Below are 14,626 nucleotides of genomic sequence, written 5' to 3'. Positions count from 1 at the left end.
TAGCCGGATATCGGCGAGGCGTTACATATCCCTGTTCTGGTACAGCTGCAAAAGGACGGTCGCATCAGTCATGTAAACCTTGCCGACGCTGTCGGGCTTTCACCCAGTCCCTGTCTACAGCGGGTAAAACGTCTGGAAACGGCAGGGTTTATTACCGGTTACGAGGCGCACGTTAATTTACCTAAAATTACCGATTCCGTTACCGTCTTCACCGGGGTTACGCTGGCCGGACACCGGCGCGAAGACTTTATGCGTTTTGAAAACGCGCTCCGGGAGGTGGACGAACTGATGGCGTGTCATTTGATTACCGGTGGATACGATTATCTGCTGCGTTTTATTACCCGCAGCATCGAACATTACCAGGAAGTCATTGAAAGCGTTCTGGACGCTAAAATCGGGATAGATAAATACTTTAGCTACATTGTTATTAAATCGCCGATCCTGAAAAGCAGCGTGCCGCTGCGTTCGCTTATCTTTCGTCAAACGATGGAGTTCTGATGGCTGTCGGACATAATGACGGCAAAAATGTTATGAAGGGCGTTATCCTTTCTTATTTTCCCTGGTTGGCGATACGCCAGGGATAGTTCGCTTTTCACCGTCGCGGATGATACCAGTCATTAATTCTGGCGCCATGCTTTACCCGCCAGATCAGGAAAAAGTTTTTTCCCGATGCGTTTCCCGTTGTCCCTCAGCCTGTAAGAATGTTAAAAAAGAGACATCCTGTCTCTGTTATCACGCATTTACCTGTGCGGCGTCAACGGTGTCTAACGCATATTTCAAAGAGAACTCACGTTCTTTCAGATAGTAGATATAGGTTTTAAGCTCCGGGAATGATTTTTCGACTCTGTAACTTAACTCACTGAAATTGCTTATTTTGCTTTGATAAAATGACACCATTGATTCACTGATTAGCCCAACGGCTTCGCCATTGGCAATCAGCGAAATATAATCATAAATATCATCCACGATAATAACCTGCGCCGTAGGACACATAGTCAGGATTTTGGCGTGCGCGTTTTTCACATAGTGTTCGTAAAAGCCATTGGTAGGAATGATGACGGGCGTGTTTTTTATATCGCTAAGCTGCGAATCGGGGAACTTTTTAGAATAGAGATAGCAGGCGGGCTCGCTGAAAAAATTCATCGACAGGATCCCGTTATCGTTGATTTCCCGATGGGAAATAACGCCGTGGATCTCGCCGGAAAGCAGCGATTCCACCGAAGTTTTGGTATCGCAGGAACAATAAGAGACGCTTTCGGTCTTCTTGCGGGTTTTTACCAGCAGGTTGAATAAAAAGGGATTGAGGTTTTCTACGCCAATCATCAGGCCACGGCGAATATTAACGTTGGTTCTTTTTCGTGAAAAATAGTCTTCCAGTTCCGTCATCTTATCGTAATGCGGCATTATTTTATCGTAGAGTTCCAGCCCTTTTTTGGTCAGGGTGAAATCATGGTCCGTGCGTGAAAATAATTTAAATCCCAGCTCGTCTTCTAATATTTTTATCCGGCGAGAAATAGGGGAAGAGGTAACGAATAATATCTCAGAAGCCTTCTTTAATGACTTCTCTTTCGCCAGCACAATAAAGCATTTCAGATTAGATGACAGAAACATAAAACCTCCAGATCGTTTAACAACTGTTAACTTAGCGTAAATTTATGAAAAATATAGCATACTTACGAAAGCTCTGGATGGGGGGTATTTACAAAATAAGACTGTTTTTATTTTGCTAATCATAGAGATGCTAATTTCTACGCGTGAGCATCATTTTTTAAAATTGTATGAATGGCCTTCAATTATTATCCTGCCAATTCTAAAAACTAAAGCAAGAAATATGGTTTAAACCGCGTTTTTTGGTGGAAAACTAAACCAACATTAAATGCAAGCCTGCAACCCATCAGAAAATGCAACCATCGTATAATATATATTTAATAAAGAGGCTTTAAATGAGTGTCATTGGTGACAACAACCAGGATAATTTAACATCACAACAGGTTAAGTTAAATGAAATGGTCAGGAACTTAAACGTACTTGATAAAGATGGCAAAGCTATTGACTTCGACAGAATTGTATATCTTGCGCATTCAGCTGATGAAGAAAATAACTTTTCTATGCTGAACTCTATTGATGAATTACGGGCGCACGAGCCTGCCGCCCACGGCGAACTGGCTATTGTGCTTTCTTATAGTGCAGGAACCGGCTACGGCGGCGGTATTTTTATCAGTGACTTTAACGACAAGACGGCGCCGGAAGATGGCGGCATGACTATCGTTACTCCCCGAAATATGCGCTGGAAACGTTATATTACCGATAACGCGGGCGTAACCGTGGTCGATTTCGGCGCTATCCCGGATGGCAAAACGGACTGTCTGGAAGCCGTTACCCGTATGTGGCACTGGTCACGCATCATGGATCGTCAAAACAATGTACGTACCCATGAAAACGTCGGCATCCGCTTTCCGGCAGGTAACTTCTTTATCTCTAAATTTGATTTCTCCGGCCAGGAGGTAAACCGTTTCCGTCTCTCTGGCGCCCACGTCAACTTCGGCTACTTCCCTAACACCCGTCTTTTCTCTGACCAGAAAGACGGCGAATACATGTTTACCGTCAACGCCCGTTGGACCTATATCAGCGGCATTATCGTTAACGGGCAGGACAACACTAAAACCAAAGGTTTCTTTAAAAATATCATCCCCGGCGGTCAGTATCTGCGCGTGACCGGGGTGCATTTCCAGGATGTGGGCGGCCGCGCGCTGGATCTGCTCGATACGCTGGATTGTAAGATCGATCAGTGGTACGCCACCCGCTGCGCCGGCAGCGTTATCTATGGCCGCTGGTCCGATCGCGCCGCTGGCTCCTGGGATCACCTTACCGCTATCGAGCTCAGCAACTTTAATATCCAGTACGGCGTGAAGTCTGAAATGATCGATCTGCCGCGCGCGACGCAGTGCGTGCTGCATAACGGCTGGATTGAGCATACCGAATTCCCCGGCGACCTTTCCAACGGCCAGTGGAAGGTCAATGCGCTGAATCTGGAAGGCAATAAAAATCCGCTCAAGTGCCATCATACGCGCCTTATTTCTACCATGCTGAATGTGCATAACGGCGAGGGGCTGGATCTCTCTGACAGCGGCGAGCGCTGGCTGCCTGTATATGAAGAAGGGCAGATATTCCTTGAAAACCACGGCGCCCGTATTGAAGGTTCGCTGAACTACGAGTACATCACTTCCCAGGAACGTATGGATAACCGTCAGGATCGGGAAACCTGGTTTAAAGTGGGCGAGATTGAGATGCCGGAATGGACCACGCAGATGCAGATGCGCATTATCGGTTCCTCTCAGTTTAATGCGATGCCGGAAACGCAAATCGACTTCACGTCACGCACGCCGGAAGGCGAAGCGATAATCTCTATTCAGAACGTGAACGGCAGCTTTAACGCCTCCTGGGCAGCGGAAGGATCGTGCCCGGTGACGCGGGTCAGGGTGAGATCGCTGGGCAGCAGCAGAGGGGAAATATTTGTTAAGCTGGCTAAATACACCGGCTTCTGTATCGCTCTGATCACCACTAACTGCCACGATCGTTTCTCGCGCGGCGTTCATTTCCGCTTTATCAAGTCTTATACGCAGGTTTCTGCTGCGGAAGCGGCCGTGCTGGATGCCGAGCCGGTAACGGCATTTTTGCAGCACTGGGAAGGAACGGATCGGGTCGGCTATGGTTACAACAATAATAACGACCTGATTATGCGTGGCCGCGTGGTCAGCACCGCGTCGGTTGGTACGGCCAGAGAATGCCTGCGGGTAAGGGTAAACGGTCTTGATTACGCGATTGAACTAAAACCCATAAACAGCTAATGCCCATTAGTGAAAAACCGGCCTTGATATGGCCGGTTTTTTTTCATGTTACCCTTGCATAAAATAACGCAATATTTATTTTTATTTTATTTACCCACCTGAATCTCTGGCCGCATCTACTGCTCCTTTCCCTGATTAATTACCAAAATGAAATGACGATGTAATGGAATGCCTTTGCTGGTGTTTGCGCAAGGTTATAAAATTAAATAATAGCTAAACATATACGTTCTTATAATGTAATTTTAAAAGTAAATAGAATAATCAAAGGTGTTTATTCAGGGTTTAAATAAAATTAAATGACGAGGTGTTTCTATAAATAACTCATATAAAACAAAGGCTTTTCAATTATTAATAGCTGAATGCAATTATTGGGTTTGTCTGTTTTGCCTGGCTGAATAAAATAGAACGCATGCAGTAAGCGCATTATTTTGCTTGCTGGCTGCATAACAAAAAGAACATTTTACATAATGAAATATGCATCATGGCAGATGCATATGGAGGAATTATGCCAGCTTCTAAAAATTTATCGGCAGGTCAGATTGCCGGAAACCGCTCCGCGCAAAATAAAATCGTTATGGGCTTCTGGCACAACTGGCCAGCCGTAGGCGCTCAGGGTTATAAACAGGGCCGCTTCACGGAAATGACCCTGTCCGAAATTCCTGTGCAATATAACATTATCGCCGTCGCTTTTATGAAAGTGCTGGATGACAGCGACCGCATCCCTGATTTCAAACCGTATAAAGGAACGGATGCTGAATTCCGCAGCGAAATCGCGAAAGTGCAGGCTCAGGGCCGTAAAGTTCTGATTTCCATGGGCGGCGCCGATGCGCATATCGAAATGCACGCCGGGGACGAAGTGGCGCTGGCCGAGCGTATTATCGCGCTGAGCGATAAATATGGCTTTGACGGCCTGGATATCGATCTGGAGCAGTCTGCGATTACCGCTGCCGATAACCAGACGGTGATCCCTGCTGCGCTGCGCGTGGTGAAAGATCACTACCGCAAGTTCGGTAAGAACTTCATCATCAGCATGGCGCCAGAATTCCCTTACCTGACCAATGGCGGCCATTACAGCCCTTATATCATCGGCCTGGAAGGCTACTACGATTACGTTGCGCCACAGTTCTATAACCAGGGCGGCGACGGCGTCTGGGTTGATGAAATCAACCAATGGGTGTCGCAAAGCAACGACGCGATTAAAGAAGATTTTCTCTATTACCTGACTGAAAGCCTGGTCACCGGTACCCGTAATTTCCTGAAGATCCCAAGCGAAAAATTCATTATCGGCCTGCCAACCAATAACGATGCGGCAGCAACCGGTTATGTCATTAATCCACAGGATGTGAAAAATGCCCTGGCTCGCCTTGAGGCCGCTGGTCTGCCTGTTGCGGGTCTGATGACCTGGTCCGTTAACTGGGATGCCGGTTTTACCAGCGATAACGTGCCTTACAACTGGGAATTTATCCGTCGCTACGGCTACCTGGCCGGTGATGGTGTGGTGCCTGGGCCGACGCCAACTCCGGACCCAACCCCGGAACCAACGCCTGAGCCAACTCCGGAACCAACCCCAGAGCCAACGCCTGAACCCACGCCTGAACCGCAGTTTGAACAGTGGCGCGCGGGCGTGCGTTATATCGATGGTGCCCGCGTGAGCTGGCTGTCACGTAACTATATCTGCGTTATGCAGCATGACTCTAACCTTTTCTGGACGCCTGAACTGGCTACATCGCTCTGGCAGCCAATTTCCACCAATAAAACCACTACGGAATTTAAAACAATGTCAAATAACATCGGTCCGGCACTGCGCCACGGTCATATCGCCACGCCAGCTTCACGTGCTTTCTTTGCATGGCAGGAAGGCAAACTGAACGCCGGGCAGCTGAACCAGCGCGAAGCGGGTAAATTCTTCCCGGCTGCGCAGAGCGGTCTGCGTGACGCTGTAGCGCCGGACGACAGCCCGAATGCTGTGCCACCACGCGACGGCGAAATCGCCAGCGCCAACCAGGGCGACGGTCGCTTCCTGGATGAGCCAGGCACCCACTGGAAAAAACACACGGTAACCCCAGGCGAAATCATGAAATTCGTCTGGACCTATACCGCAGCTCACACCACTCGTCGCTATAACTACTTTATTACCCGCGAAGACTGGAATCCAAACCAGCCGCTGAGCCGCGCGCAGTTTGAATCCACGCCGTTCTTTAAAGCGGAATTTACCGAGCAGCCTTACTGGAGCCACGGCGCCACGCTGCGTCCGACCGGCCCAACCACGCATGAAATCCAGCTGCCACAGCGTCGCGGCTACCATGTGCTGCTGGCGGTATGGGAAGTTGCCGATACCGGTAACGCGTTCTACCAGGTTATCGATCTGGATTTCGTGGGCAACGGCAACGGCGGCGAAACTGCGCCTGCGGTGCCAGCCAGCCTGCACGCGACCGATATCACCACCAGCAGCATTGCGCTGGCGTGGAACGCTTCTTCAACCGCAGGCGTTTCTTACCGTCTGTATCGTGACAACAACATGATCTTCAACGGTACCCAGCTGAGCTTTGTGGATAACGGCCTGGAGGCAAACACCGCTTACCGCTACACCATCAGCGCGGTCAGCGCTACAGGCAGAGAATCCGTTCGCAGCGAAGCTGTTATCGTGACCACTAAAAATCCTGACGCCTCCACCACGCCACCAACTGCGCCAGCACAGCTGCACAGCATGGGCGTGACCGCAGACAGCGTTGCGCTGATGTGGGGTTCTTCTCAAGGCAGCAACGCCATTGCCGGCTACATCGTTTACCGCGAAGGTGATGAAATCGCTCGCGTGGCGGCTTCTCAGCTCAGCTATACCGACAGCGGCCTGCGTGCAGAAACCACTTACCGTTACTTTGTTGCCGCTGTGGATTCTCAGGATCTGCTTTCCGTTCCGAGCAACGTACTGAGCATCACCACTCTGGCTAACTGCAACGACGACAACGGCAACGACGACAACGGCGATAACGGCCAGTATCCGGCATGGGTGCTGGGCGGATCTTACACCGCTGGCGATATCGTTACCCATCAAGGTAAAAACTGGGTTTGTATCCAGACGCATGTTGCCCACGCCGTTGACTGGGCGCCGGGTCTGGCAGAAACCCTGTGGCGTCAGGCACGTTAATTTATCCTTGCGGGCCAAAGGGACGCGGCCCGTTCGCCTGACATAAATTAAATCAAATCACGTTGTTAAGTCGTTAACGGCTACTACAGCGTGATTTTTAATACGCCTTCGCCGTTTAACAGCCGCGCGTATTAAAAATCACGTCGGTTTGTCCGTCATTAATCAGCCAGCCGAGCGCTGCATATGGGCAACAGCGTTAATCAGCAAACAGAGAACGGAAAGCAGAATGAACATTAGCGAAAAAGGTATCCGCTTTATTAAAGAGGAGGAGGGCGAGAAGCTGAGCGGCTATCTGGATTCGGTGGGGATAGCGACGATTGGCGTAGGGCATACCGGCCACGTCGATGGCGTTGCCGTCAGCAAAGAGATGATGATCAGCGCGGAAAAATCCACCGAGCTGCTGCGCAAAGATTTAGCGGTCGTCGAACAGGCTATTGCAAAGCATGTCGCCGTACCGCTTAGCCAGAATCAATATGACGCGCTTTGCAGCCTGATTTTTAATATTGGCGTAACGGCTTTCGTTAATTCCACGGTCAGAAAAAAACTGAATGAAAAACACTATCAGGAAGCCGCAGAGGCTTTTCTGCTGTGGAAAAGAGCGGGCAAACTGGTCAATCTCCTGCTGCCGCGCAGAAAGCGCGAAAGAATGCTGTTTTTGACGCCGGATGCGCAGCGCTGAAGGCTGACGGGACGGCCCAGTCTGATTTTCATCAGAACGCCACGCATTTTTAACGTCGCTGTCATTTTTTTCTGCCATGCTTAAAACTTAACGGCTATTCCGTTGCCGTCCGTTCTGCGGGCCGACCAACCAGCCTATTATCTCACAGGAAAATTTATGACTTTGATTGCCAGCTTCAGCCACTCTTTTGCCGATTCGCAGCGCGCCTTCCGTCTTATTCTGAAAGCGATAAGCGAACCCGGCGTAAAAGTGACGCTGCCGCAAATCCCGGTATGGGGCAACGCTTCGCCTGCGGCAACGGCTATTTTAATGACGCTGGTGGATCGGGAAACGCCGTTCTGGCTGGACAGCTCGCTCGGCGACGAGGCGATGCTGGAAAATCTACAGCGTTTTGGCGCCAGAACCACGGCCAAAGCGGAAGCGTCGGTGGCGCTGCTTCATGCCGCTTCCGACATGGCCATTGCGGAATTTTCGCCAGGCGACGCGCCCGCCACCGTGATTATTGAGGTGCCTGCGCTAAGCGGCGGCCTGACGCTGCGCTTAAGCGGCCCGGCCCTGCGTGAGTCTCGCGCCGTTGCGCCAAAGCTGCCGAAAGCGGTTCTGCATTACCTGCGTGAGCGGGTACACTCTTTCCCTCAGCCGATCGACCTGATTTTTACCTGCGGCGATCAGATGATGGCGCTGCCGCACACCACCAACGTTGTGGTCTGTTAACCGGCAATCTCCCACCACATTTTATTCAGCGAGTAGTAGCGATCGTCAGGATTAGGCTGACGCTCCCACGGCTTATCGATAATGTAATGAATATTCTTCACTTCAGGCAGGTGCCACATGGCGCTGTGCTGGAAGGGAAGGGTTTTCAGCGCATTATAGATATAGGGCAGCGGCCGCCAGCGTTGATGATAGTAGTCGTTAAGAAAATCCTGCTCGGCAAACAGATAGCGCGACAAATCCTTCACCTCCGCCAGCTTTTGCAGCATATCGTCATAGACGGCGCGATCCGGCGTCAGCACCAGAAAACCTCCGTTCAGATAATTATCCACTTCGTCAGGCTGCTCCGTATGATCCACGCCCCGGCAGTAGCTATAGAAGCAGTTTTCCGGCGTCCAGTTTTTCGGGTAGCTCGGGATCTTGTTAGGATTGCAGCGGCAGGCGTGGCACGCGGCGATACTCTCTTTTGCCAGCGTCAGGGCAAAGAGTTCATCCATGTTCTGCACCACCAGCATGTCCGCATCTAAGAAAACGATACGCTTAAATTCCGTCAGCTGCCAGGCGGCCAGCTTGGTCCACACTTCGGAGAAGCGCGCGTTGGCGTAGTGCTGCGCCAGGCTGCTGTCGGGGCTGATCGGCTGCACTTCCCGCACCAGGCAGCCTTCCTGCTCCAGGATCTGCCGGCTTTGGGCGTCGATATTTTCCGTGACCATTACCACCAGCGGATAGCGGCTGCCGCTTTTTTTCAGCGAGCGATTCAACGCGCTGACGCCCACCAGATAGCCCGGCTGCGTCAGCAGGGTTGCCCATGCCTTCATTGGCATTCTCCTTAATTAATCAAACAGTGCTGCGGTAAACGCATTATCAAATTTATGCTGCGGATCCAGCGTCTCGCGAACCTGCCGAAACGCCTGCCACTGCGGGTAAATTTCCGGCCAGTGGTAAAGCGACTCGTCAAAGTATTTGCCCCAGTGCGGCCTGCCGCCTTCCGCCGCCAGCACCCGCTCGATGGCCTGCAAAAAGCTGACGCCCTCTTCAGAAAGCGAGCCGTCTTCGGCGTAATAAACCACAAAGCCAAAGAAACAGGTATCGACGCCGTAAGCCGGGCTGAGCCAGCTGGCGGAAGGGCCGGTACAGCGCAAGATAATCGGGTAGTGCATATGCGGCTGCGTTTCGCTGTGCCAGTCTTTAATCTTACGGATGACCTCGCCCACGCGCGACATGGGAATACCGATTTCAACGTTAATCTGCGGCGTAGCAATACCGCGACAGAACACCTGGTAAACGTCGCCGGTTACGTCGGAGAAATCTTTAAAACGCGTGACGGTGCGGAACGGCTTGCCGTTTTCATCCACGATTTTGGTATCGCTGCGCATATGTTCCAGCGTCTGGTCGATGGTTTCGTTCATCGCATCGCTGGTTTGTTCCTGCTTCACCAGATCGTTATTATTGGCGCGATACTGCGCAATCTCTTCGCTATCGGCTTCGCGAGCCGTCCAGACGTGCACCTGATTTTCGTTAGGGAACCACCATGCTTTGCTCAGCGCATAGTTATGGTTCCAGTCATAGATATCCTGCTCCAGGGTATCGCCGCTGACCGCATTTTTATAACAGGTGTAGATCAGCGAAGATCGCGTGCGCAACGTTACCTGGGTCACAATGCCCAGCGCGCCCACGCCCAGCTGCACGGCGTGAAAGAAAGGATGATCGCGATCGAAATCCGCCACCGTGCCGTCGGCCAGCACCATGCGGATGCTCAGCGCCTCGTCGGCGATAGAGCTTTGCTGCAGACCCTGACCGTGCGTACCGGTCGCCAGCGCGCCCGCCAGCGTTTGCGCGGCGATAACGCCAGGGGAGGCGGGCAGCATTTTACCTTCGGCGCTCAGTATTTCATAAATCTCATGCATAGGCGTGCTGCCCGCAAAAGTCGCGCTGTGCTCATCCATCGCGATTAATCCTCGCAGATGACGCAGATCCAGCAGCGTATCGCCTGCGGCGGCCAGTTTCAGCACGCGGCCAGGCGACATTTTATTGCCCATTACGCGGATTTTACCGCGGCTGGCAGCAATCAGGCGGCACAGCTCTTCTTCCGTTTTGGGGGCGCTGACGGCGTGGCTGTCGGCCAGCGTCGCGTTCTGCGCCCAGTTCATTATTTTGCCTTCTTCGGCATCCGGCTTACGGCGTGGGTAACCGGAATTTTCGCTTGCCATTGGCAACTCCTGGCGTGAGGCCTTTCAAAAGATAAAATGCGGGACGAACTAAAGGGGTTAACCTCAGTAAGCGTAGCTGAATCACCCTGGAACAACAGCGGTTCAGGGTAAAAAAGTTGTACAACATATTTGTAAGTTGTACAACCTTATGCGGCACCGGGCCGCAGATAGCGCAGCGTGGCATCCACTACCAGCTGGCGATTGCGGGCAATACTTTGCTGTTCGCTTTCGTTATCGCCAAACAGCGTATTGAAGGTGTAGCGGTTAGAGACATTATGCGTACAGATGCTGCTAATCAGGCGGTGCACGTCCACCGTATTGACGTTGGGGTCGAAAACGCCGTCGGCTTTGCCCCGCGTTAAGATCTCTTCCAGCACGTTAAGCGCGCTCTGATTTAACGTCTTAATGCGCGCAGACTGGCTGATATAGCGGCCGCGCATCAGGTTCTCGCTGCATACCAGGCGCATAAAGTCGGGATGGGAGAGATGATAGTCAAAACTCGCTTCCGCCAGCCTTTGCATCGCCAGCTGCGGCGGCAGTTCGGTCAGGTTCAGCTCGGTTTCGTGCTGGCGAATAGCCTGGTAGACCTGTTCCAGCACCGCCATGTACAGGTTTTCTTTATTGGTAAAGTGGTAGACCACCATACGTTTAGTGGTGTCGGCGTGGTCGGCGATCTGCTCCATGCGCGCGCCCTGTAAACCAAATTCGGCAAAAGTAGCCAGCGCGCCGGCAAGAATACGTTTCTTTAACCCTTCCGGGTCGTTTTTTCGTTTGGCAAGTGCGGGCATAGCAAATCAGTTAATCCGTGATCCAGAGCCTTAGCGGCTGAAGCGGACAAGAATACCATAAAAACCCTAAGCTGATTTTTGGGAAAGGTTGGAAGAAGTGGATATTTCCCTGCCAGGCGCACCTGCGGTTAAATCCGCTTAACGCATCTATCCGCTTTGCAGGAGAAATTTATGTCTCGTCTGAAAAAGTATTTTGCCGCCTTTTCCGGCTGGTTTACGCCATCGGTTACACCCGAAGAGAGCATCGATCCGTCAAGGCTGAGTGAATCGCTGCTGCCGATCGGCCAGCTGTACGGCTTTGAGATGAGCTGGCTGCGCGCAAGGGGCTACGGTGAAAAATAATCGCTACCGCCTGACGCTGCGCTACAGCTACTGGAATGAACTGTGCGCTTTAGCGTGCCGCGTCTTCAGCAACGCGGCACGTCTTCGCTTTTAGTGCAGCGGCCAGTTGCCGGCCAGCTCCAGCGCGGCGTGACTAATAGCCTCCACGCTTTGCTCAAACTCTTCCGCCGTCATTTTTTCCAGCTCGCTAAAGTGCTCTTCCTTGCCATGTAGCGCAATGGCATGGAGCGCAGGCTTAAGGTGATCCGGCAGCGCCGACCAGTCGCTTAACGCTACGCCTTTCATATAGCCAATGCACCACTCTTCCACGATAGTGACTTCCAGATCTTCCTCGCTGCTGGTGCCGAACAGCGGCTCGAACTGCTCGGGATACTCTTTCAGCCGCTCGGCGATATCGTTCTGATGCTGCGTCACCAGTTCGGTGAAACGCTGCTGGTCTGTTTCATTCCAAAGCGGAAGATTGTTTTCGCCGCCCCAAATAATGGCCTGCAAACGCTCGTCGGAGACAGGTTCCGGTGAAGAGAGCAGGGCGGTTAACAATCCATCCAGTTCTGAGGCATCAAGCACCGCGTCATCGGTGCCGTACTGCGCCAGAATATTATCGAGCCATTCCAGCTCTTCAGCCGTTAAGGGTCCTTGTTGCATGTTATAACCTCTTTTTATTCCGTGAATGACTGTTTCAGGGCGCTATTCTCGATGCCAGGGGCGCAAAAAGCCATCCTGTCAGCCCGCTGCCGCTAAAAAAACGGCGGCTGGTGAAGCTGGCCGTGCTCTGACAGCAATTATGGCTCTTTTGCTGAGTATGCGTGGCTGAATTTATTACCTGCTCAATGGTTAAAGCAGCAAATAGCAGGTGTTCAGATGGTAGAGACCTGGCAATGTCGCTACCCCGTGCCTGGTGTAATTTTATGGCATAGCAAAATAAAATGAGGGCTGGCTATACGCTTAAAACGGGTGGGTCAGGCTTAATGCTAAAAGCGGCCTGGGCCAAAAAGCAAAAAGCCCGCTCAAGTTTCCTTGAGCGGGCTTCTTTAATATGGCTCCTCTGACTGGACTCGAACCAGTGACATACGGATTAACAGTCCGCCGTTCTACCGACTGAACTACAGAGGAATCGGTTTCGATGGGGCGCATAGTAGCGAGGGCGGACCGGCGTGTCAACAGGAAAAAAGTCCAGCCCTTTCAACTGGCTATCTTTAAAACAGGGCGCGCAGCTAATGTACTACGCCCGCGCCGTTGCGCAAAAGCGGATCCTGGCGATAGAAGCGGCAAAAATGCGGATAAAGCGCAGGAAAGCGGTCGTTCAGCAGCTCAGGGGCGCTGAAGAAATATTCCGACAGGACCGCAAAGCACTCCGCCGGATCGCTGGCCGCATAGGCATCAATCGTTGCGGCATTTTCGCCGACCAGTTCGATTTCTTCTGCAATACTGGTCATCGCGGCATTCAGCTCGTGCTCCCACGCCGCGACGTGACGCAGCGGCATAGCCGGCACGCCGTTGGCATGGTCGCTGCCCCGGCTGTCGAGCTTGTGGGCAACCTCGTGAACGATCAGGTTATAGCCGGAAAGATCGAACGAATCCTGCACGTCCAGCCAGTTGAGCACCACCGGACCCTGCTGCCAGCTCTGGCCCGACTGCACCATACTCTCGCGATGCACCAGGCCAAACTCATCCTGCCATTCGTCGTCAACGATAAAAGGCGCGGGATAGATCAGCACCTCGTGAAACCCGTCCAGCCAGTCGTAACCCAGATTAAGTACCGGCAGACAGAACAGCAGGGCCAGCCGGGCCGACTTCAGCTCATCCAGCGCGAAATCCTGTAGCGCCACCAGCCGTTTCTGCTGTAGGAAGCGCGTGGCCAGCTGGATAAGCTGTTGCCGCTCGGCGTCATTCAGCGCGCCAAGCAGCGGAATAGCTAACGCCTGCTGCCAGGGCAGCGCGTCGAACACAGCATCGTTGGATTTCCGGAACCATTTAATCATGATGCAACCCACAGCAGAAAAATCTTACCCTGCTTCGGCGGATCGCTTGGCGCAGTCTCCGGCGAGCAGGCCATATAAAAGGGCATAGCAGCATGGAACAGCAGAGCGAATTTAAGCAAGCTTTTCAGCGATTTTCTGTGACGAAGCGAGATATTCAGGCCCCGGCGGCCCAGACCAGCCGGAGCCTGCGGGCAGCGTTATATACGCTCGAATTCAATAACCCACACCCAGGGGTTCACTTCCCAGCTGGTGCCGCCATACTGCAATGCCCACTGCTTGCGGTAGGCATCCTTAGGCGAAACGACCTCGTTGTGCATGGTGAAGAAGTTATTCAGAAAATGGGAGTCTGTCTGCACGCCTTCGGCCAGCACATCATCGTCGCTGATATCCTGAATTTTCTCTGCCCGAACGGCGGTCACCATTAAATCAATGCGGCTTGCCCAGCGCGGCATATGGATGCCGGCCTGCCAGCCAAAATGCTCGTCTTCTTCGCCTGCGCTGGAGAACTCGCTGGTATCGGCACGATAGCGGCACCAGGCGGAAGATTTAAACTGGGCCGGATTGCGCTCGTAGTTGGCCATCTCTTCTACGGGAACCACCGGGCCGCGCCAGGTCTCTCTTACCCACAGGCGATCGCCAGGCTGACCGTAAGGGCAGTGGTAGCTCAAGTTCTCCATGCCCATCACGCGGTTGCCCTGCAAGTGATTGTTCAGAACATCAATCCCGTAGCATCCTTCATGGTTATCCTGGCCTGGACCAAAAAGTTGTGACTTCATAATGCGTCGGGTCTGGCGCTGCTGGCCTGAGAGCAGTGCTCGCACCCGTTGATCGCTAAACAAAATCGGGCGTTCTTTCATGGTTTGACCCCTGTTTCTTATTAGTTAAGACCCGCTCGCCGCCGTCAGGCGAAAAGGGATCCGG

The 14,626-nt window shown here is 52.3% G+C and carries 13 protein-coding genes and 1 tRNA gene; 6 read left to right on the top strand and 8 right to left on the bottom strand.

Annotation, left to right across the window (positions count from 1 at the left end):
• Positions 1-9: 9 nt before the first annotated feature.
• On the top strand, positions 10-498 hold the full coding sequence (locus QZH36_RS13135) for an Lrp/AsnC family transcriptional regulator (protein WP_301730550.1): 489 nt from the start codon (positions 10-12) through the stop codon (positions 496-498).
• A 234-nt stretch (positions 499-732) separates the two neighbouring features.
• Here QZH36_RS13135 and QZH36_RS13130 read toward each other — a convergent pair whose 3' ends face one another.
• Positions 733-1,611, bottom strand: coding sequence for a LysR family transcriptional regulator (locus QZH36_RS13130; protein ID WP_253460371.1), 879 nt, complete (start codon positions 1,609-1,611; stop codon positions 733-735).
• A gap of 497 nt (positions 1,612-2,108) precedes the next feature.
• Between QZH36_RS13130 and QZH36_RS13125 the strand changes: the two genes are divergently transcribed.
• The 4 genes from QZH36_RS13125 (at position 2,109) to phnH (ending at position 8,386) form a co-directional block, all read left to right on the top strand.
• Positions 2,109-3,848, top strand: coding sequence for a putative phage tail protein (locus QZH36_RS13125; RefSeq protein ID WP_301730400.1), 1,740 nt, complete (start codon positions 2,109-2,111; stop codon positions 3,846-3,848).
• 505 nt (positions 3,849-4,353) lie between these two features.
• A complete protein-coding gene (locus QZH36_RS13120; RefSeq protein ID WP_301730399.1) occupies positions 4,354-6,993 on the top strand; it encodes a lytic polysaccharide monooxygenase in 2,640 nt (879 codons plus the stop codon).
• Between the two features lie 226 nt (positions 6,994-7,219).
• The gene (locus QZH36_RS13115) at positions 7,220-7,672 is read left to right on the top strand and encodes a lysozyme (protein WP_253460380.1); all 453 of its coding nucleotides are present in this window, start codon (positions 7,220-7,222) and stop codon (positions 7,670-7,672) included.
• Between the two features lie 156 nt (positions 7,673-7,828).
• On the top strand, positions 7,829-8,386 hold the full coding sequence (phnH, locus tag QZH36_RS13110) for a phosphonate C-P lyase system protein PhnH (protein ID WP_253460383.1): 558 nt from the start codon (positions 7,829-7,831) through the stop codon (positions 8,384-8,386).
• Here phnH and QZH36_RS13105 read toward each other — a convergent pair.
• From QZH36_RS13105 to QZH36_RS13095, 3 genes are all read right to left on the bottom strand, one after another.
• Positions 8,383-9,201 carry a glycosyltransferase family 8 protein gene (locus tag QZH36_RS13105; protein WP_301251006.1) on the bottom strand — a complete coding sequence of 273 codons (819 nt, stop codon included), beginning with the start codon at positions 9,199-9,201 and terminating at the stop codon, positions 8,383-8,385. The genes phnH and QZH36_RS13105 overlap by 4 nt on opposite strands.
• 15 nt (positions 9,202-9,216) lie before the next feature.
• A complete protein-coding gene (locus QZH36_RS13100; RefSeq protein WP_301730398.1) occupies positions 9,217-10,593 on the bottom strand; it encodes a D-arabinono-1,4-lactone oxidase in 1,377 nt (458 codons plus the stop codon).
• Between the two features lie 146 nt (positions 10,594-10,739).
• Positions 10,740-11,381: a TetR/AcrR family transcriptional regulator gene (locus QZH36_RS13095; RefSeq protein ID WP_253460391.1), complete on the bottom strand. Its 642-nt coding sequence runs from the start codon at positions 11,379-11,381 to the stop codon at positions 10,740-10,742.
• A gap of 171 nt (positions 11,382-11,552) precedes the next feature.
• Here QZH36_RS13095 and QZH36_RS13090 point away from each other — a divergent pair, with 171 nt between their 5' ends.
• Positions 11,553-11,723, top strand: a complete 171-nt coding sequence (locus tag QZH36_RS13090; RefSeq protein ID WP_253460394.1) for a hypothetical protein — start codon at positions 11,553-11,555, stop codon at positions 11,721-11,723.
• A 90-nt stretch (positions 11,724-11,813) separates the two neighbouring features.
• On the opposite strand, the gene QZH36_RS13085 is transcribed toward QZH36_RS13090, so the two are convergent.
• From QZH36_RS13085 to QZH36_RS13070, 4 genes are all read right to left on the bottom strand, one after another.
• Positions 11,814-12,368: a UPF0149 family protein gene (locus QZH36_RS13085; protein ID WP_253460397.1), complete on the bottom strand. Its 555-nt coding sequence runs from the start codon at positions 12,366-12,368 to the stop codon at positions 11,814-11,816.
• A gap of 392 nt (positions 12,369-12,760) precedes the next feature.
• Positions 12,761-12,836: transfer RNA gene (locus QZH36_RS13080), tRNA-Asn, on the bottom strand.
• Between the two features lie 101 nt (positions 12,837-12,937).
• Positions 12,938-13,705, bottom strand: a complete 768-nt coding sequence (gene mtfA / locus QZH36_RS13075; protein ID WP_301250993.1) for a DgsA anti-repressor MtfA — start codon at positions 13,703-13,705, stop codon at positions 12,938-12,940.
• A gap of 197 nt (positions 13,706-13,902) precedes the next feature.
• Positions 13,903-14,562: a hypothetical protein gene (locus tag QZH36_RS13070; protein WP_253460419.1), complete on the bottom strand. Its 660-nt coding sequence runs from the start codon at positions 14,560-14,562 to the stop codon at positions 13,903-13,905.
• Positions 14,563-14,626: the final 64 nt, after the last annotated feature.

It is taken from the genome of Erwinia wuhanensis (assembly GCF_030484085.1).
GTDB lineage: Bacteria > Pseudomonadota > Gammaproteobacteria > Enterobacterales > Enterobacteriaceae > Erwinia > Erwinia aeris.
Note: the sequence above shows the minus strand (reverse complement) of the source record. Positions and strands in the feature narration are given on the sequence as shown.